This window comes from Enterococcus sp. LJL128 (assembly GCF_056924295.1).
Window position 1 is genome coordinate 95,011 of the sequence record NZ_JBXPBP010000012.1, and the last position, 19,088, is coordinate 114,098.

Here is a 19,088-nt window from a genome sequence, read left to right on the forward strand (position 1 = left end):
CGTTTATCCTTATCTTTAAACAGAAAACCCATCGATTATAAATCTAGTGAAATTTCTTCAAAAACCGGTTCTTCTGATTTCGCTGCTGGCTCAGGCTGTGCTGCAATAGCTGTTTCATCCTCTTGCTTATCAAGGATGCTGCCTTCCTCCTCTAAGGTAAACTGAACATGTTTCTCAATCCACTCACGTCTTGGCGCTACTTTATCCCCCATCAGGGTAGTAACCCGACGTTCCGCTTTGTCATCTTCATCGATTTTCACTCGAATCAAGGTTCTTGTTTCAGGGTTCATCGTTGTTTCCCACAACTGGTCTGCATTCATTTCACCCAGCCCTTTATAACGCTGAAGCATATAACCTTTTCCGATTTTCTTTGTTGCCAATTCTAATTCTTCATCTGTCCAGGCATATTCCATTATTTCTTTTTTTCCAGAACCTTTTGATACTTTATACAATGGCGGTAATGCAATATATACTTTACCAGCTTTAATCAACTGCTTCATATAACGGTAGAAAAATGTTAACAGCAGCACTTGAATATGGGCTCCGTCCGTATCCGCATCGGTCATTATGATTACCTTATCATAGTTGCAGTCTTCAACTGAAAATTCTGCCCCCACACCTGCACCGATGGTGTAAATCATTGTATTAATTTCTTCATTTTTTAGAATATCCTGCATCTTGGCTTTTTCAGTATTTAATACTTTTCCGCGTAGCGGCAGGATCGCCTGAAACTTCCGGTCACGTCCCTGTTTAGCGGAGCCTCCAGCAGAATCTCCCTCCACTAGATACAATTCATTTCTTTTAGGATTGCGGGATTGAGCAGGCGTTAGCTTACCAGAAAGTAGTGATTCTTTTTTCTTTTTCTTACCGTTCCGGCTTTCTTCTCTGGCTTTCCGGGCAGCTTCACGAGCCTCCCGAGCTTTAATTGCCTTACGAATCAACATCTGACTTAGATCGTTGTTCTCCTGAAGATAGAAGACCATCTGCTCGCCTACTGCTGTATCTACGGCATTTCTTGCTAATGGTGTTCCCAGCTTTTCTTTTGTCTGACCTTCAAACTGAAGCAGATTTTCAGGAACTCTGATAGATAAAACAGCTGCTAGGCCTTCACGGAAATCACTACCTTCAAGATTTTTGTCCTTTTCTTTCAAAAGCCCCACCTTGCGGGCGTACTCGTTATACGCTTTCGTCATAGACGTCTTCATTCCCACCTCATGGGTTCCGCCGTCTTTTGTTCGAACATTATTTACAAAGGACAATACGTTCTCTGAAAAACCATCATTATATTGATATGCCAGCTCTACCTCAATACCATCTTTCTCTCCGGAAAAATAGACCACTGGAGTAAGGACATCCTTTTCTTCATTTAGATAGTCAACAAATTCCTTGATTCCTTCTTCATAATGAAAGACTTCTTCCTTTGTTTCCTCTTCTCTTAAATCCTTTAGAACGATTTTAACACCCTTCAAAAGAAACGCTGATTCCCGTAAGCGTCCAGCCAATGTTTCATAAGAGAACTTAATAGTCGAAAAAATCTTTTCATCTGGTAAAAATGTTACAGTCGTTCCATTCTTTTTTCGTGTTTTTCCAATTTTTTTCAAGGTGCCAACTGGCTTTCCGCCATTTTCAAAGCGTTCCATGTACTCGACACCGTCTCGAACAATACGAACCTCCAGCCATTTAGAAAGTGCATTAACCACACTTGCCCCTACGCCGTGAAGTCCGCCAGATGTTTTGTATCCTCCCTGGCCGAATTTTCCGCCGGCATGGAGCACTGTAAATATCACTTGAACAGTCGGGATACCAGATGCATGCATACCAACCGGCATACCACGTCCAGAATCTTCTACTGTCAAGCTATTATCTTTATTAATCGTTACTCTAATTTCATCACCATATCCGGATAATGCTTCATCTACCGCATTATCAACAATTTCATAGACTAAATGGTGTAGTCCTCTACTGTCAGTAGACCCGATGTACATTCCCGGGCGCTTACGAACAGCTTCCAGTCCTTCTAATACTTGGATGGAAGAATCGTTATATTCATTGTTTACTTTTTTCACCAAAGAAAAAACTCCTTATACTTGGATTTCTCGCAGCTTCAGCCACATCATTACAATGATACTCTAAAAGCTCTCAAAAAAAAAGAGCTTTCCTAGGTTGTGCTTAAAAATACCAGTGACGAATTTTTTTAGAAATTTTTCTGTCCCTCTGCTTCAGAAATACTCGCTTATTCCATTATAAGCTATGCTTTCTTTTTGGTTTTCACAAAAAATCTCAAAAATTCGGATTTCACTGTCTTTTTCAGCTACACCTAAATAGGCAGCTCTTTCTTAATAATATACGTAAAGTCATTAAGAAGACATTTTTGCTAGCTCTATTTTAATGCATCGATTCATGATAATATCATTTCGTCCAGCATTTTTCAATAGTTCAGCTGCTTCTTCACTTTCCAAGCCCAATTGTGCCCAGAAAACACCTGCATCTGTTTGCAGAAATTCTTCGGCGACCTCTGGCAGGAATTCACTTCTTCTGAAAACGTCTACGATATCAATTTTTCCCGGAACAGACTGTAAATCCTTATAAACCTTTTCGCCGAGAATCTCCTGCCCCTCAAGAACAGGATTAACTGGAACTACTGTGTACCCTTTATCCTGAAGCAGTTTTGCGATTTGATAACTGGTCCGCTCTTCTTTATTGCTCAAGCCGACAACGGCAATTCGCTTAGTTTCTCTTAAATAAGAGAAAATTTGTTCATCTGACGGATTCTGAAATGTCATGATTGATCCACCTTTCCATTACTTCATCTTTCTCTATTCTATCATTAAATATCAAAAAAATCTGTTTTATACGTTAGATTGACTATGCCGCTACAATCGTCAGTCCTTCCAGTTTTCTGAAAGCCATTAAGAATTCATGATTGTTTGGAAAAATCTTTCATGATAAAATGAAGTCTAGTTTGAATAAAAGAAAGGGGCGTACACATGAAGCTGGTACTATTACTGTTCATCGCCTATTTATTAGGATCTATTCCTTCCGGGGTATGGATCGGGAAATTATTTTTTAATAAAGACATTCGTGAATATGGTAGTGGAGGAACAGGAACAACCAATACCTTTAGGATTTTAGGAAAAAAAGCAGGAATCGTTGTTTTACTAATGGATATTTTAAAAGGAACACTAGCTACTAGTCTGCCAATGATATTTTCGATAGCTGTCAATCCATTAATATTTGGGGTAGCCGCTGTATTAGGACATACCTTTCCGATTTTTGCTAAATTTAAAGGAGGAAAAGCTGTTGCAACCAGTGCAGGGATGATACTAGCCTATAATCCTTTGTTTTTCCTTTATTCTGCAGCAATTTTCGTTATTTCTCTCTTCATTTCCAGTATGGTTAGCGTCACTAGTATGGTCAGTGCGGTATTGATTACCTTATCAACTATCTTTTTACCTTATATTTTTCCACAAATATTACCACAATTTGATTGGCTGCTGACAGCCATTGCTGCTGGCTTGACTATCTTCATTTTCATCCGCCATAAAGACAACATTGGCCGAATCAAGAATGGAACAGAAAACAGAGTGCCTTTCGGGCTTAACGCAAAAAAAGAAAAATAATTATAAAAAAAACCAGAGACAAGCTGCTAAAATAGCTTGTTTCTGGTTTTTTGATACATTCAGCTGCTTATGTCTTATTTTACTGGTTCTAGAATATTTTGTGTTGGTGGAAATTCCTAAAGGAAAACCCACCAGCACTTTTTTGAGTATTCAAACACAAAAACGGATAAAATGAAAGCGGCCAGAACCACAAATTGATGGTTTTACAGAAGGATTGAACAACAAAATGAAAGACATCCAGCGAGCAGCTTATGGGTATCGCAACTGCTATCATTTTCGTTCACGTATTTACCTTGTTCAAGGTCTTTTTTTCTCAAAATTAAAAGGAGATACGCAACCAATAGCTCTGCAGCTATAGAAGCAAAGCATAATGAACTTATAGGCTTAGCTGCACAAATCATTGGCAGCGGTCCTCCTAGTTCTAAAAAGGAACTTGAAACAAAACCAGAATACCTCTGATTTTGTTTCAAGCTCTACAAGTTTATTCGGTTTTTGTCCTACCAACACAATTGTCATGAAACCATTGTCATTGTACTCAGCTGCAAAGTTGCTTATTCAACGATTATTTTACACCAATCGTATAATCTGTTTTAAATAACTTGTTTGCTGCTAAACGATTGATGCCGAATTTATCAATTAGCTGTCCATTGCTTTCCACAGTATCTGCAATTCCGCACCATGGTTCAATACAGACAAACGGTGCTTCAGTAGCATACGGTGACCAAATCCCGACAAAAGGCATATTCGTATAGCTTAAAGAAATTCCTCGCTCGCCTTTGTCGCTTTGGATAATCACCTTGTTTGCTCCAGGTGTTTCAAAAATAAGCGCGTCGTTCACAAACAGTTCCCGACTTAAATCAAAAGCCGCACTTGTCTGTCCCAATGTTTTATTTTCTAAATCAAGATAAGGTCCAGAAAGCGGAATTTGAATACGGTCCTCATTTGGTTCCAAAGAAAAATAGTAGTCGGTTAAATCCAAATCCTTTTCTAAAGGCACATTAAATGCGGGATGTCCCCCGACAGAGAACAGCATTTCTTCTTTCCCCGTGTTCTCTACCTGATAAGAAACCTTGATGCCCTTATCTTCAAGCTCGTAAGTGATAACTAGTTCGAAATCAAATGGATAGACCTTTCTTGTCTCGTCATTGCTTTTTAACGAAAGAGAAACCAGACCATCGCCTTGTTCAAGGACTTCAAAGTCTTTATCTCTTGCAAAACCATGCTGGCCCATCGGATAGACCTTATTCTGATAGGTATACCGATCATCCTTAAGTCGCCCGACAAATGGGAAAAGAACTGGTGCGTGTCTACCCCAGAAGGCAGGATCAGCCTGCCAGATATATTCTGTATTGGTTTCTTTGCTTTGTAAACTCACTAGCTCAGCACCCGCTTCAGCAATTGTCGCTTTCAATTTCTCATTTTCAATGACGATTGTCATATCTCATCCCTACTTCCGCTTTTTATCTAATTCTTTAATGAATTGCTTATTCAAAATCTTTAGGTATGTTCCTTTCATTCCCAGGGAACGTGATTCAATAATACCTGCTGATTCCAGTTTTCTCAGCGCGTTCACAATCACAGAACGAGTAATACCGATTTCATCGGCAATGCTGGATGCCGTCAAGCGGCCTTCTTCTCCATCAAGAGCTTTAAATATTGCCTGGACAGCCTTCAATTCGCTGTAAGACAACGTATTCACTGCCATTTGAACCGCAGTTGCACTGCGAACCTCAGCCTCAATACTACGGGACTGCTGATACAAAATCTGCATACCAACAACCGTTCCGCTGTATTCTGCTAATACTAGATCCTCATCTGTAAAAGAACCTTCCATCTTCGCCAGGATGATTGTTCCCAGCCGCTCGCCGGCACCAAAAATAGGGATGATTGTTGTTAGGCCATTGGGATATTCTGCCCGCAACTCAATAGGAAAGGCCGTCAGATCACTATTGATTTGAATATTTGATTCTGTTTTCTGCAAGACACCTACAGCATCTGTATAGCTTTGAGGAAATTGTTTTTCTTCAAACATATGCTTCACTCGGGCATTGTTCACATCTAGTTTTTCATTGTAGCCCAGCAATTCACCATTGCTGCTGATAATATAGGCGTTACTCACTAAGATATCTCCGAGAATTGTTGCCATTTTACCATAAGGTAAATCAGCCTCCAAATCAAACGTATTCTTCTGTTGAAGCAAGCGGTTAATCTGACGTGTCCGTTCCAATAAAGTTTCCATAATTCTACCCCTTTTCCTGCTTATACTTATAAGATGTAACGACTTAAATCTTCATTTTGCGCAATGTCATTTAGTTTTTCGTTTACGTATGCTTCTGTAATGGTTATTTCCCCCATCTGCATATCAGGAGCTTCAAACAACAGCTCTTCCAGTAAACGTTCTAAAATCGTGTGGAGTCTTCTGGCACCGATATTATCTGTTTCCCGATTTACTGTAAACGCAATATGAGCAATTCGCTCAATCGCCTCCTTAGTAAAGGTTACAGTAACATTCTCTGTGCCAATCAATGCAATATACTGCTTGATTAAAGCGTTGTTCGGTTCCGTTAGGATACGTACAAAATCCTCTGCTGTTAAGTCTTCCAGCTCTACTCTAATAGGAAAACGCCCTTGAAGCTCTGGAATCAAGTCACTCGGCTTCGCCAAATGGAAAGCGCCAGAAGCGATGAATAAAATATGGTCGGTTTGAATGACTCCGTATTTTGTATTCACCTGAGAACCTTCAACTATTGGTAAAATATCTCTTTGAACGCCTTCTCGTGATACTTCACCAGAATTTTGCTGATTCTTTGTTGTGATTTTATCAAACTCATCGATAAAAATAATCCCGCTGGATTCTGCCAGCTTAATCGCTGCACTATGAATATCAGCATCGTTAACAATTTTGGCAGACTCTTCCTTAACTAGAAGCTCCTGTGCTTCCTTAACTGTAACAGTGCGGTCCACTTTTTTCCTCGGAGACAGTGCACCTAAAGTTTCACCCAAATCAATCCCCATCTGTTCCATTCCAGAATTCATCATCGGCATTGTTTTCTTTGGTTCATCAATTTCAATCGTTACTTCACGCTGATCCAGAAGTCCGCGTTCCAACTGATCCAAAACGGTTTTTCGATTGACCTTGATTTCTTCAGTAACCTCTTCCTGTGTTTCTTCAGGCTGTTGTCCCGCGCTAAACATTTTCATCATTTGATCAAACTGATTGCCGCTTGCCTGCTTTTGTTCTTTTTTGATTCCAGGAACCAGCGCTTTAACCAAACGCTCATTGGCTTTTCGCAAAGCTTGTGCGTATACGTTACTATACTGTTGTTTTTCAACAATTTTAATTGCATTTTCGACTAAATCACGAACCATTGATTCCACATCGCGGCCCACATAACCAACCTCAGTGAATTTCGTTGCCTCAACCTTAATAAACGGCGCATTGACAATCGTCGCCAGTCGTCTGGCTATCTCCGTCTTACCTACACCAGTCGGTCCAATCATCAGCAGATTTTTGGGTGTGACATCCTGCTGCATTTTTTCATCCAGCTGCAGCCGACGATAACGGTTTCTAAGAGCTACTGCCACTGATTTTTTAGCATTTGTCTGCCCAACGATATACTCATCCAGCTCTTTCACGATTTCTCTTGGTGTTTTATTTAATTCTTTCATACTATTTATCCCTCATTTATATTTCTTCTACAATAATATTGTGGTTCGTAAATACGCAGATATCCGCAGCAATATTCAGTGCATTTTCTGCAATTTCCTTAGCTGACATCTCTTTGTCTCCATAATGCTTCATTGCTCGAGCAGCAGACAGCGCAAAATTTCCGCCCGAACCGATAGCCAAAATCCCATCATCTGGAGTAATAACTTCTCCTGTTCCGGAAACCAGCAGCATCTCTTTTTTGTTCATTACAATCAGCATTGCCTCCAGCTTTTGCATAGACTGCTGCGTCCGCCATTCCTGAGCCAGCTCAACTGCGGCTCTAGTTAGATTGCCGTTGTATTCATTTAGTTTTCCTTCAAATTTTTCTTCTAAAGTAAAGGCATCCGCCACACTACCGGCAAAACCAACAACAACTTCATCGTTGTAGATTCTACGCACTTTCTTTGCCGTACCTTTCATAACGACAGATTCGCCCATCGTTACCTGACCATCTCCGGCCATCGCAAATTTTCCATCTTTTTCAACAGCACATATGGTTGTTGAATGAAATTGTGATTCTACCATGCTACATCCTCCTGGTTATCGTTACTCATTCATAGTTTTTGATGATTTTATAATTTAATGAATGCAAGATTCTATTTATTCTAATGTTGAAATTATCTGTCGCTCCAAGCTTTTCAAAGACAAATTATTCAGCTTGCTTATACTACAAAAATCAAGTATAACAACGTACATGTTATTTTTATGACAACAAACCTTACGAACGCTTCCTTAGTTACTCTCCGCCTAGTGAACGGCAAAGTATATTTTCATACAAAGAACATATACTATTAAGATTTGCTCTACGCCCGCGGATGAAAATTTCGGTAGTTTTTTTGAAGACTTTCTCTGGTGACATGAGCATAAATTTGTGTAGTCGATAAATTAACATGCCCTAAAAGCTCTTGAACCGTCCGCATGTCCGCTCCATTATTTAACAGATGAGTAGCAAAGGTATGCCGCAGCATATGCGGGTGAATATCCATATTCAGACTACTCTTTTTTATCAGCTGGTTTAAAACATACTCAATCCCTGTTGGTGTAATAGGGTCTCCCCGATGATTCACAAAGATATAGGCGTGCTCCTTACCATATTTCTCCATCAAAGGTTTTCGGCCATTCTCCAGATAAACAGTCAGAGCATCTGCAGCAAAAGAACCAAAAGGAACATATCTGTCCTTATCTCCTTTTCCGGTGATAAATAACGTGCTCATAGGAAAATCCACTCTTTCCAACGTGAGTGACGCACATTCACTAAGTCGAAGCCCAGTGCCATATAAAACTTCCAGCAATGCCAGATTTCTCAATTCCAGCGGTTTGTCTCCCTGTGCTGCTTCAAAAAGCTTGTCCATTTCCTTTTCATAAAAAAAACGAGGCAGCTTCTGCTGTTTTCTTTTCAAATGAACATAGGAAAACGGATTTTCAGTTATTTGTTCATTTTTCAGTAAAAATTGATAAAAGGTTCGTAGGCTGGCAACTTTACGCCCGACAGAATTTCTACTGTACTCTTCATCGTACAAAACACCTAAATAAGTACGTACATCCAAATGATCTATTGAAAGATAATCCTCATTTCCGGATTCCTTTAGAAATGCCAGAAAATGAGTTAAATCATTCTCATAAGCAATTTTTGTCTTATCAGAATATCCTTTCTCAACTAGTAAATAATTGAAAAATAATTCAATCCACTTCTTATCCATGAAACCCCCTCCAGCAATTACACTGTAACTTTAGCATAACCAAAATTAAAAAACAAATGAATTGTCAGAATTTAATCAATATTTCTAAATTTGTTCACAATTCATAATTTTTTCTAACGTTAGCAGGTTCTTCTTGCCAAAATAAAGAACCCCGAAACATTGTTCAGGGCTCTAAGGAAAGCTGTTTATTCATGATATTATAACAGCTATTCCTGATAGCTAATTTTTATTTGCCGTTTTTTTATGTCTTCAAGAAATTGCTCTCGATTAACGGTTAGACGATCAATAGTAACCATCTTTTTTCCATTAGATAAGAGACTAAGCTCATGTTTTAGTCCCATAGAAGCATAGTCAATATCTGCAAATGTCAGTCGGCGTTCCTTCTTTACAGAGTATCTTATCGTGATTTCTTCATTTTTCACATAGATGCGCCATCTTTTGGCTGCAAGCATACCAACAAAACCTATTAAGGCAAAAATTAAAAAGAAATACAGATGCCCATAGGTAGCACTTTGATTTCCAAATAGTTTAACTAGTAAGAAAAGGATAAAAAATCCTAATCCACAATAAATCATCATTTTCAATACAAGTATTAATCCATAAGGAATTGTCAATTCATAAGAACGCATGCTTTCACTCCAATTTTTATGGTTTTCGTTTATTTATTTACTACATCTTTTGTTCCATTAAAAAATAACTAAAAACTATCAAAATAACAATGCTTGTGATAGTTTCTGACTATTCATGCTTCAAAAGTGTCCCTCTTTTAAGATGAGGCAAATAAATAACTTTTAAATTATCTCCTTTTTCAATTGACTTAGCAGAATAAAATCTTAGTCGAATTGTTTGATTTGTTTGCTCGTCTTTGATTGTAACAATTTTTGGGAATTTTCTATCACTTGTTCCAGCAGAATTTAATGCGATACCCTCAACTATCTGGTATTTTCCAGTTAAAATATTAGGGAAATCAAAAATTCCAGGAATTATAAATTCTACAAACATCACAGTCATCCAAATAAGAAATAAAATCTTTATTATCATATTTGTTTTCTTTTCATATTTCTTCATGAACTTCTGCTTGGCAGGTATCGCATCCTTATAACTGATAAAGTATTCATTTTTAATTATTTTCATGCATCCTTTAACACTAATTATTATAAAAGTAACAATCAATCCATATATAATTAGTAAATAACCAATACTCATTCAATAACCCCTGTTTTATAAAATATTTTTTGCTCTACCTGTCTCAAGATGTGATAAACACGAATTAAATTACTCCCCATATTGTTGCTTGTAACTATCAGGCAAATCCTTCCAAAGCTCAGCTGGTATACGATTACTATCGATTATTTCATCAGCAAAGGTATGTTTGGTCCAACTATCTCCTTCATTCGTCCAATAAAAAAGACCTAAACCACCACTATATACCCAAACGATATCTTCATTATCTCCCCAAGAAAGAATAAAACGATCTCGCTTTCTAAAATAATCATTTGCTTCATAAGTCGTTGTATCTCCGCTCCCTTTTTCCCACACATTAAACGAATAACCAGGTACTTCAGCCTCATCTTCTGTATTTACTTGAAGCAGCTCATATTTCCCGGAAGGAGAACTATTGACAGAAAAGACTTCCTCACTTCTTGAATCTTGTGCAGGATTGAAAAGATACAAAACCACTAAAAAATAACCAGCTGTCAACAACCCAATAACACCTAAGGTCCCAAGAGCTATTTTAATTATAGTTTTCATTTGCGCTCCTTTTCCAGCTTCGATTTGCTTACTAATATCAATGTTAATATCGTTGAAGGAACGTCATCATCATAAAAATTGCTAAGAATATGGACATCTTCTACTCTATAATACATCTGAAATCAAAAGCTCAAATTGATAGTAGTTAATCAAAAACATTGTTTTCTAGTAAAAAGAAGAACAAACAATCTACTAATCTGTTCTTCTTTTAGTTCATCTTTACCTTTAGTCTTCAGAATTTTGATAAGCTCCTATATGAGAATTGGGATAATAATAGAGTTCTAAAAAATCCCCTTTATGAATTGTTTTATCTCCATAAAAGCTAACATGGATAATTTCTCCAGTTTTATCATCTTTAATTTTTATTGCACGTACTTTATTTGTCTCTTTTCCGGTGGATTGATTAACTGCTGGTCCTGAAATAGCGATGTATTTCTTTTCTAAAACATAAGGCAAATCCTTAATTAGATTCACACCACCAGAAAGAACAACTAAACATAAAACTAAAAAGACAAGATATACCCCTGTTGTCATTATTCGGCCATATTTACTGACAAAATCTTTCGTTGAAGAAACTGCCCTTTCAGGAGTAAATAACACCCCACCTCTAAAATATTTTACTGATAGAAAAATCAATACGATAAATGTTGCTATTGTAACCACAAAATTACGATAATATAGATAATTATTCATTATTTTTCCTTTTTTTATCCTAGGCACTTGATATATTCTTTTAATAGTTTGTATTTACCGAATATTTTTCGTATACCTTAGCAATCGAGAATTCTTATTCACTTTTTTTATGGGTTAATATTTTACCATAATAAGTATCTCCAGATTTTTGATAAGTAAGATGCTGAATTTTTACATAATCCCCCTTTTTCATGCGATTCGAATACAAAATAATCTTTATTTCCTCACCATTTACTGTTTTTACAACTATCTTCTTTCTTGAAGGAGAAGCACCATAATTTGCATCCTTTAATAGTCTGCCTTCTACTTCTGGCAAATTTCCTGTAACAATATTCGGAATATCTCGTGCTACAGGAATAATTAGCGTCCACCATATATATGGGGAAAGAAATAAAAGTGCTAATTTCAGAAAAATATTAAGTTTGTGCATATTCTTTTTCTGTTGTTCTGTTGCCTTTTTCGTTGGATATAGCAGTTCTTTTCTTTGAGCTATTTTAATGTATCCTGATATAAATAATATTGAGAAGAAAAGTGAACTTAGTACAGATAGAATTATCATTATTCTAGACACTCCTCACTTTGCTCGTTCATTCTTTTAATTATTGATTCCTTTAGGTATTCGTATATATCCCCTACTGCTGAGTTACTAATTTCTTCTTGTAAACCATCTATAAAGTTGCCCAGTAATCCTTTAAAAATTGTTTTCCAGCTCATTTTGTGTCCGTGGTTAATCATTCTTGTAATACCACTTTTAAAAACAGCTACCATACTATTTCTTCCTTTGTTTATGCCGCTAATTTCTAACAAATATTTACTAGGAATAATCTTATCAAAGACACCTCCGAGTATCCCACCTATTCCACCAGAAATAAGTGAACTCTCAAAAATATCAGAGGAGCTATAGTCTGTGCCTTCATATTTGTTAGATACTAGCATAGAAGTAGCATTACTAGATATACCACCTACAACACCAGCTGTAATAGCAGTTACTGTTGTACTTGCAGCAAATAATATAGGAGCAGCTACAGTGGTTGCCCCAGCAAGTGCTCCACCAGTAACTGCTCCTATATAAGCAGATGGTTTTGACCACTCTAGTTTTTCACCTTTAACAACATTGTCTACATTTTTCACTACATCTACTGCAAGTTGAGATACTCCTCCAACAACTCCTCCAACAAGTGCTCCTATTCCAACGGCAGCTAAGAATCCTAAATTTCCATCTCTATCCACATATTTCATTGGTTGGTTCCAAACATACACATATGGATTTAATGTTTGAGGGGTCTCTGCAAATCCCTTAATATTATCCTCACTAATAAACCGCCCTTGCTCTTGATTATAATACCTCGCCTGTGCATAGTTCAGTCCGCTGATTTCATCCTGCTGATAACCAGTAAAACCAAAGACACCCGCTTGGCTTTGCTGCGCTACCCCAAACTCGTCATAGGCAAACAGCTCTTGGCTGCCACCAGCTGTCAATTGACGTAACGGACTGCCTAGCTCATCCAGCAGAAACTGCTCTTCCCCATCCATTGCCAATAATTGATTATCCCATAAATAGCTTTCTGTGTCTTCATTGACTTTTCGTTCCAATAGATTGTTGTAAGGCTTTGTCAAATCCAACACATACTGAATTTGCTTCAACGGCTCATCTGCTTTTACAATTGTCTGTCCTACACGATTCCGCAGTCCATTATAGTCATACGTGGCTTCTCCAACCGTTGGTTGAATGACCTTCGTCATCATATTTGTTGCATCGAACTCAAAAGATTTATGCAGGTGGTTATCTAATAATTCTTCCACTAGATTTCCCCGCTTATCATAACGCATAGTGCGACTTTGATTTGGCTGTTCTTGGTGTATCAATTGATTTAACGCATTGTACGTATAGTGTGTCGTTTGGTCTTTTTCACTTTTAGCAATGCGGTTGCCAAAGGCATCATACGTATATCTTCTGAGAGAATCTCCGTCTTTTTGAACCTCTGTCAATCGCTGTAAGGGGTCATAGTGATACAGGAACTGACCACTTTCCTCTAACAGTCCTTTTCTCTGCTTCTCAATGTGAGTTTTATTCCCTGCTTCATTGTAGTGATACTGATAATGCTCTAATACCTCGCCATGCTGCTGATGAACCAGCTCGGTCAATTGATACGCTGCATCATACTGATAAGAAGACGTAAGCCCAGCCGGCTGCTGCTTCTCAATCAGCTGACCACGTTCATTGTACCGATACGTATATTCTTGCTGGTCACTGCGTAATCTTGTTAGCTTACTTGAAGAATCATAGGTATAGGCGGCTTCTTTGCCGTCCGGATAGATAAGCTTGGTTCGATTCCCTAATGCGTCCCATTCATAGCGAAGCTGTTGGTCATCCGGGGTGGTCAGTTGTAAAATTCGGCCTAACGCATCCAGTTCCATCGTTGTTTTGCCCAGCCAGTCCTGCACTGCTACTAACTGCCGCAATTCATTGTATTGAAGCTGCACCTCTTTGCCGTCATCATAACGAATGGCGTTCATGCGTCCTGTCTCTGTGTAGGAAAGACGTGTATGGAACCCGTCCTTGTCAATCTTTTCAATTAAATGATTCTCTTCATCATAACGATAGCTTTCTTCGTTGCCGAGCGCATCAATAACTTGTGTCACATTCCCTAGAAGATCATAGTGATACATAGTTCTGCGATTCAATTGTTGAGCTTCTGTATAGTCTTTATCAATAGTCGGCTGTTCCATCTGAATCAGATTTCCTACTTCATCATAAGAATAGCTGGTAACATTTCCTAATGCATCCCTAACCTGTGCTAGCTCTCCCGTAGGAAGATAATCGTACTCAGTAATGGCTCCTGTCTCATCCTGAAACAGAACAACTCTGCCAGCTTCATCATAGCTGAATTTCTTCGTATGCCCAAGCGGGTTTGTAATAGCTGTTATTTGATTGAGTCGATCATAGCTGTAGTGGGTTGGACCTTGCATTCCTACTTGTTTTTCTATGACATTTTCATTGTTGTCATAGGTATACTGAATCGTCTCTCCCGCCGGGTACTGAACGGTTTTCAGCTTCCCACCTGGATAATAGTCGTAGGTCGTCACTCCACCGTTCGGATCCTCGACGGCTGCCACTTTTCCTAATGCGGTATACGTAAACCGCGTCTTGTGTCCTAATGGGTTCACTTGTTCCACTAGCTGTCCTATAGCATCATAACGAAAAGCGGTTGTCTGCCCTTTACTATCCATAATTGACGCGATTTTCCCAGAACGATCATACGTGTAGCGTGTTTCATGACCCGATGCATCGACTACTTTAGTTGGGCGATTTAATGCATCATAACGAAAGCTTCTTGTAGATTGACTAGGTCCAACAATTTCCAACGGATTACCCACTGCATCATAAGTAACCATAGTACTATGCCCGAGAGCATTAGTTGTTTTCACCAGCTGATTCAGTTGATTATATTGAAAAAGTGTTTCAGCCCCATTGGGCTGTCTAATCTTAGAAATATTCCACATCAAATCATACTCAAGCTCCGTTATTCCGCCACGTGAGTTGACAACTTTTTCAATTTTTCCTAAATTATTATATTCCTGTATAGTGAGTGTACCGTCAAAATCTTTTATCTGTGTGATTTTGTTGATTTCATTATAGGTGTATTCTCTAGTGGCTCCAGCGGCATTGGTAATCGTTAACAGATTTCCTTGCTCATCATAGCTATACTGGCTGTCATTTCCGTTCGGATCAGTGGTTTGGATGACTTGATTGCGTTCATCGTACACATAATGTGCCAGACTGCCATTCGGTTGCCCAATAGTCTGGATATTCCCTCGTTCATCGTAGGTAAAGGTTAACTGACTGCCATCTGGCTGTCGTACTTCAATCGGTCGTTTCTGCTCATCGTAACGGATACTGGAGGTATGATTTAACGGATTTTTTACCTCGACCAGTTGGTTGTCTTCATAGCAGAAGCGGAATGTTCCGCCATTCGCTTGTCTGATTTGGATTGGATGGTTCTGTTCATCGTACGTAAGGGTGACCGTTTCGCCCAAAGCGTTGGTGATATTCGTTTGATTGCCTCGTTCGTCATAACTGTATTGCGTCTTGTTCCCCCGCTTATCCGTAAAGGCTACTAACTGATTCTGTCCGTTATAGACACTGACTTCTTCCCCATCTGCATAAACCGCTCGAGTGTTTCGATACTGCTTATCCCGATAATAGGTGACTTGGTTGCCGTTTTGTTCTGTCACAGTAATGGTTTTCTGTTCATCCTCATACGCATACGTCATCACGCCCCCGTCAGGAAAGACCTGTCGAGTGGTTCGTCCCAGATAATCGTACGTATTTTGAACCAAGTCAATTCCCCGCGGGTTCGTCAGCGTGAGCAACTCCTTCTTATCATTGTACTGATAACGCAGAGTCTCTTTCGTCACACCGGTTACTTTAATTAAACAGTTATTGGCATAGGAAAACTGAAGCTTCCGATTCGTTTGGTCCTTCACCATACTCAAATAGCCGTCTGGATGATAGCGAAAACGCAGATATCCTGACAAGCTGCTGACTTTTTTCAGTTGGTTTTGGCTGTTGTAGGATAGAAGGATTTTCTGACCATTCTCCATCTCTTTTTGAATCCATTGTCCTTGTAGGTTAAACGAATAGACCGTTTGGTCTTCTAACGTTAACTGATAGCCTGCCGCTGTCTTCACTAATTGATGGGCAGGAAACATGGGAGCGACGTAGTGATTTTCTTCCCGTTCCTCATAAAAGACCGCATTGCCATCTTCCATCATGACTTTGAGCTGACCTTCTTTTTTCTTCGGATACAGCTGTACTTCGAAGCTATGTACCCAATGTTCTCCTAACGCCCCACGATACTCATCCATAGCATTATACGTGCGCTTGAATACTAAGGGTACCTCGCCGTGAACAGTCAGGTCTTCTTTATCTGCACTGAAATTACCTGTGGTTAAGTTTACTGGATCTTTACTGTAATAAGCACTGACCACCGCCAACCCTTTCGATGTGTCTAATACGCGCTGCAGCGTCTTATCAATATCTGACATGCGCATGCCGTTTTGCATCCGCATTTTAGAGAGTGATTTTTTAAAAGAATTCACATCCTGAGCAGTAAAGCCGCCCTTGATAAAGGACTGGTATTCTTTAAATAGACTAGCCAGCTGATCTGCGGCACTTTGTAAATCATTCACATTAGCAGCTGCTGCCTGATCCAAAGCAGGCAGGTCATTCTGCAGTTTTTCTACATCACGCGTTAACTTATCCAGCAGCTCCTGAAATTCGTCCTTTTCCAATTTCAAACCGGAAATACTTCCAGAGAGCTGACTGCTTTTTGCCTCAGAAGGAACTTGGCCAAGTAAAGACTGAAGGCCTTTAGCCTTACTTTCTGCTTCTGTACTAAATTCTTTGGCCGCCTGAAACAATTGCTCATAGGCCGTTTTTAACTCTGCGATAGCAGATAATAAAAATACGCGATCTTTTCCAACACTCATACTTGATTCTCCTACTCTTTTTATTTTTCGTCCTTTTACGACACAATCTGATCTCTACTCCGTGATAGTTTCTGGTCTTGTTCCTCGTACACATCGACTGCATTCAACAAGGATTGACACACCTCATTAAAAAAAGCTTCAGAAGCGGTTACAATCGCTTCTTCAGATTGAAATTGCTGTTTTAAAGCATCTACAAAGGCTCCTTCAGATTCTTGTAATATGCCGTTCATTTGACTCATACTACTTTTAGCACTTTGTAAACTTCCACTTATCTGTGCCTGAATTCCTTGTATCTCACTTCTAGCCTGGCTATGGTTAATATTAATCTTACCCATTGATTGTTTGCCTCCTTTTAGCAGCTTGTATCTACATTGATAATTACGGTTTCATATTCTTGAATCACCGTTTTGGTTTGGGTAAATAGTTCCTTTAGTCGGGCAATCACATCCGAACTAACCCCTTCCATTAATCCATCAATTTTCGGGGTTAATGCATCTGTATTTAATGCTCCTGCACTCAAACTCTTGGTAAGCTCAATAATTTTTTCATAGGCGTCAAGCAACTCTTGATGGCTTCGTTCTAAATCGGCTGCCACCTGTGTGAATTCCTGATCAATTACGGCAATTTTTCCACTCATTTTTTTCTTCTCCTTTGTTCTATAAGCTGGCCAGCTGACTCATGATACCTGATAAAATACCCTCTTGCGTCTGTTGGTAATTGGAAAGTTTACTGATCTGATCACTAATTCCTTCGATAACCTTTTCAACCTTTTTAATATTTTCTTCTAAGGTAGTCACGCCTTCTGGTAGTCTAGAGGCCTGCATCTCAGCAATCACTCCCTCAAATACTTTGGAGACACGTACCTCTTTCGCAATTTGACTAGATAAAGCACTATTTTTTTTCGCTGTTATTTGAGTCACGTCACTGGTTAGCTCGCTTTGTTTTGCTTGAAAACTAGCTTTTAACTCAGATGCTTGATTAATTTTCTTACGTACTTTTACCGCCCGTTCATTCAACTCGCGCCGTTTTCGTTCCTTGGCAGCTCGTTTGGCTCTTTCCAACGCTTCCTTTTCTTTATCACTCATTTTCTGTGCTCCTTCCTCACTACAATATTTCTTTTTATACAATATAGTTTACCACAATAAACAAAAATTTTTTTCAATTTTTTCTTAAAACTAAACATTTTTTGGTAAAAGTAACAATAACATGCTATTTGATTCTTTAAATTAATAACGAAAAAAAGACAAAGAATGCTTTTTATAACATTCTTTGTCTCTCGCTCTATTTTCTGTTTATCGTTTTAACTCTTCAATCATTTCTTTTTGCACAGATAAGGCTCTTTGAGCAAGAGCTTCATAGCGTTCCTTTTTATCTTTAATACGTGCAGGCAGCTCTGGAAACAGACCAAAGTTGGCGTTCATCGGTTGAAAGTGTTTACCTTCTGCATGGGTGATGTAATATGCCATACTCCCCATCGCTGTTTCTCTTGGAAAAATAACCGGCTCAGCTTCTTTCGCTAGACGCGCAGCATTGATGCCGGCAAGAAGACCACTGGCCGCACTCTCTACATAACCTTCTACTCCAGTCATTTGTCCTGCAAAGAACAAATCAGAACGTTTCTTTGTTTGATAGGTTGGCTCTAGTAATTCAGGAGAATTCATAAAACTATTTCGATGCATCACACCATAACGGACAAATTCAGCATTTTCCAACCCTGGAATCATTTGGAAAACACGCTTTTGTTCGCCCCATTTTAGATGTGTCTGAAATCCAACGATATTATAAAGTGAAGCAGCTGCATTATCCTGTCTCAGCTGAATTACTGCATAAGGACGTTTCCCTGTTTTAGGATCTTCCAGCCCAACAGGCTTCATTGGACCAAAAAGCATCGTTTTAATCCCACGTTTAGCCATTACTTCAATTGGCATACAGCCTTCAAAAAACTTCTCTTTTTCAAAGGTTTTCAGCGGAACTACTTCTGCTTCAACTAATGCCTGATGAAACTGATTAAATTCTTCTTTAGTCATCGGACAATTTAAATAGGCTGCTTCTCCCTTGTCGTACCGGGATTTTAAATAGACCTTATCCATATCAATCGTTGACTGATCAATAATTGGCGCC

The 19,088-nt window shown here is 38.8% G+C and carries 19 protein-coding genes; 2 read left to right on the forward strand and 17 right to left on the reverse strand.

Going from position 1 to position 19,088, the window contains the following annotated elements; translation table 11 throughout:
- Positions 1-35: 35 nt before the first annotated feature.
- Positions 36-2,069 (reverse strand): DNA topoisomerase IV subunit B, encoded by a 2,034-nt coding sequence (gene parE, locus AC1Z3K_RS13850; protein WP_426081462.1) that lies wholly within the window; start codon positions 2,067-2,069, stop codon positions 36-38.
- Between the two features lie 288 nt (positions 2,070-2,357).
- Positions 2,358-2,783, reverse strand: a complete 426-nt coding sequence (locus AC1Z3K_RS13855) for a CoA-binding protein (RefSeq protein ID WP_461732951.1) — start codon at positions 2,781-2,783, stop codon at positions 2,358-2,360.
- Positions 2,784-2,987: 204 nt separating this feature from the next.
- Here AC1Z3K_RS13855 and plsY point away from each other — a divergent pair, with 204 nt between their 5' ends.
- Together plsY and AC1Z3K_RS13865 are read left to right on the forward strand one after the other, a co-directional pair.
- Positions 2,988-3,620, forward strand: coding sequence for a glycerol-3-phosphate 1-O-acyltransferase PlsY (gene plsY, locus AC1Z3K_RS13860; protein ID WP_461732950.1), 633 nt, complete (start codon positions 2,988-2,990; stop codon positions 3,618-3,620).
- A 193-nt stretch (positions 3,621-3,813) separates the two neighbouring features.
- On the forward strand, positions 3,814-3,978 hold the full coding sequence (locus tag AC1Z3K_RS13865) for a transposase (protein WP_461732976.1): 165 nt from the start codon (positions 3,814-3,816) through the stop codon (positions 3,976-3,978).
- A 204-nt stretch (positions 3,979-4,182) separates the two neighbouring features.
- Here AC1Z3K_RS13865 and AC1Z3K_RS13870 read toward each other — a convergent pair whose 3' ends face one another.
- The 15 genes from AC1Z3K_RS13870 to trmFO form a co-directional block, all read right to left on the reverse strand.
- Positions 4,183-5,058, reverse strand: a complete 876-nt coding sequence (locus AC1Z3K_RS13870) for an aldose 1-epimerase family protein (RefSeq protein ID WP_426081458.1) — start codon at positions 5,056-5,058, stop codon at positions 4,183-4,185.
- Between the two features lie 9 nt (positions 5,059-5,067).
- Entirely contained in the window at positions 5,068-5,859 is a 792-nt protein-coding gene (gene codY, locus AC1Z3K_RS13875) for a GTP-sensing pleiotropic transcriptional regulator CodY (RefSeq protein ID WP_426081456.1), read from the reverse strand.
- A gap of 26 nt (positions 5,860-5,885) precedes the next feature.
- Positions 5,886-7,289 carry an ATP-dependent protease ATPase subunit HslU gene (gene hslU, locus AC1Z3K_RS13880; RefSeq protein ID WP_426081454.1) on the reverse strand — a complete coding sequence of 468 codons (1,404 nt, stop codon included), beginning with the start codon at positions 7,287-7,289 and terminating at the stop codon, positions 5,886-5,888.
- 16 nt (positions 7,290-7,305) lie between these two features.
- Positions 7,306-7,854 (reverse strand): HslVU peptidase proteolytic subunit, encoded by a 549-nt coding sequence (gene hslV / locus AC1Z3K_RS13885; RefSeq protein ID WP_426081453.1) that lies wholly within the window; start codon positions 7,852-7,854, stop codon positions 7,306-7,308.
- A 278-nt stretch (positions 7,855-8,132) separates the two neighbouring features.
- The gene (gene xerC / locus AC1Z3K_RS13890; RefSeq protein WP_461732949.1) at positions 8,133-9,029 is read right to left on the reverse strand and encodes a tyrosine recombinase XerC; all 897 of its coding nucleotides are present in this window, start codon (positions 9,027-9,029) and stop codon (positions 8,133-8,135) included.
- 206 nt (positions 9,030-9,235) lie between these two features.
- Positions 9,236-9,658, reverse strand: a complete 423-nt coding sequence (locus AC1Z3K_RS13895; protein WP_461732948.1) for a DUF6560 family protein — start codon at positions 9,656-9,658, stop codon at positions 9,236-9,238.
- 109 nt (positions 9,659-9,767) lie between these two features.
- Positions 9,768-10,235: a hypothetical protein gene (locus AC1Z3K_RS13900; protein ID WP_461732947.1), complete on the reverse strand. Its 468-nt coding sequence runs from the start codon at positions 10,233-10,235 to the stop codon at positions 9,768-9,770.
- Between the two features lie 69 nt (positions 10,236-10,304).
- The gene (locus tag AC1Z3K_RS13905) at positions 10,305-10,781 is read right to left on the reverse strand and encodes a hypothetical protein (protein WP_461732946.1); all 477 of its coding nucleotides are present in this window, start codon (positions 10,779-10,781) and stop codon (positions 10,305-10,307) included.
- A gap of 225 nt (positions 10,782-11,006) precedes the next feature.
- Positions 11,007-11,474 carry a hypothetical protein gene (locus tag AC1Z3K_RS13910; protein WP_426081449.1) on the reverse strand — a complete coding sequence of 156 codons (468 nt, stop codon included), beginning with the start codon at positions 11,472-11,474 and terminating at the stop codon, positions 11,007-11,009.
- A 94-nt stretch (positions 11,475-11,568) separates the two neighbouring features.
- Positions 11,569-12,033, reverse strand: coding sequence for a hypothetical protein (locus tag AC1Z3K_RS13915; RefSeq protein WP_426081447.1), 465 nt, complete (start codon positions 12,031-12,033; stop codon positions 11,569-11,571).
- Entirely contained in the window at positions 12,033-16,967 is a 4,935-nt protein-coding gene (locus AC1Z3K_RS13920; RefSeq protein ID WP_461732945.1) for a DUF6531 domain-containing protein, read from the reverse strand. The genes AC1Z3K_RS13915 and AC1Z3K_RS13920 overlap by 1 nt, the downstream gene beginning before the upstream one ends.
- A 35-nt stretch (positions 16,968-17,002) precedes the next feature.
- Positions 17,003-17,302, reverse strand: coding sequence for a hypothetical protein (locus tag AC1Z3K_RS13925; protein ID WP_461732944.1), 300 nt, complete (start codon positions 17,300-17,302; stop codon positions 17,003-17,005).
- A gap of 17 nt (positions 17,303-17,319) precedes the next feature.
- A complete protein-coding gene (locus AC1Z3K_RS13930; RefSeq protein WP_426081438.1) occupies positions 17,320-17,604 on the reverse strand; it encodes a hypothetical protein in 285 nt (94 codons plus the stop codon).
- Between the two features lie 19 nt (positions 17,605-17,623).
- Complete coding sequence (locus AC1Z3K_RS13935) at positions 17,624-18,052, reverse strand: hypothetical protein (RefSeq protein ID WP_461732943.1); 429 nt, start codon at positions 18,050-18,052, stop codon at positions 17,624-17,626.
- A gap of 207 nt (positions 18,053-18,259) precedes the next feature.
- Positions 18,260-19,088: FADH(2)-oxidizing methylenetetrahydrofolate--tRNA-(uracil(54)-C(5))-methyltransferase TrmFO (gene trmFO / locus AC1Z3K_RS13940; RefSeq protein WP_461733019.1), on the reverse strand; the 829-nt coding region annotated here is incomplete at its 5' end.

Coding starts and splice junctions, on each gene's coding strand:
- AC1Z3K_RS13855 (WP_461732951.1), bottom strand. CDS start 2,783: ATGACATTTCAGAATCCGTCAGATGAACAAATTTTCTCTTATTTAAGA.
- plsY (WP_461732950.1), top strand. CDS start 2,988: ATGAAGCTGGTACTATTACTGTTCATCGCCTATTTATTAGGATCTATT.
- AC1Z3K_RS13870 (WP_426081458.1), bottom strand. CDS start 5,058: ATGACAATCGTCATTGAAAATGAGAAATTGAAAGCGACAATTGCTGAA.
- codY (WP_426081456.1), bottom strand. CDS start 5,859: ATGGAAACTTTATTGGAACGGACACGTCAGATTAACCGCTTGCTTCAA.
- hslU (WP_426081454.1), bottom strand. CDS start 7,289: ATGAAAGAATTAAATAAAACACCAAGAGAAATCGTGAAAGAGCTGGAT.
- hslV (WP_426081453.1), bottom strand. CDS start 7,854: ATGGTAGAATCACAATTTCATTCAACAACCATATGTGCTGTTGAAAAA.
- xerC (WP_461732949.1), bottom strand. CDS start 9,029: ATGGATAAGAAGTGGATTGAATTATTTTTCAATTATTTACTAGTTGAG.
- AC1Z3K_RS13895 (WP_461732948.1), bottom strand. CDS start 9,658: ATGCGTTCTTATGAATTGACAATTCCTTATGGATTAATACTTGTATTG.
- AC1Z3K_RS13900 (WP_461732947.1), bottom strand. CDS start 10,235: ATGAGTATTGGTTATTTACTAATTATATATGGATTGATTGTTACTTTT.
- AC1Z3K_RS13905 (WP_461732946.1), bottom strand. CDS start 10,781: ATGAAAACTATAATTAAAATAGCTCTTGGGACCTTAGGTGTTATTGGG.
- AC1Z3K_RS13910 (WP_426081449.1), bottom strand. CDS start 11,474: ATGAATAATTATCTATATTATCGTAATTTTGTGGTTACAATAGCAACA.
- AC1Z3K_RS13915 (WP_426081447.1), bottom strand. CDS start 12,033: ATGATAATTCTATCTGTACTAAGTTCACTTTTCTTCTCAATATTATTT.
- AC1Z3K_RS13920 (WP_461732945.1), bottom strand. CDS start 16,967: ATGAGTGTTGGAAAAGATCGCGTATTTTTATTATCTGCTATCGCAGAG.
- AC1Z3K_RS13925 (WP_461732944.1), bottom strand. CDS start 17,302: ATGGGTAAGATTAATATTAACCATAGCCAGGCTAGAAGTGAGATACAA.
- AC1Z3K_RS13930 (WP_426081438.1), bottom strand. CDS start 17,604: ATGAGTGGAAAAATTGCCGTAATTGATCAGGAATTCACACAGGTGGCA.
- AC1Z3K_RS13935 (WP_461732943.1), bottom strand. CDS start 18,052: ATGAGTGATAAAGAAAAGGAAGCGTTGGAAAGAGCCAAACGAGCTGCC.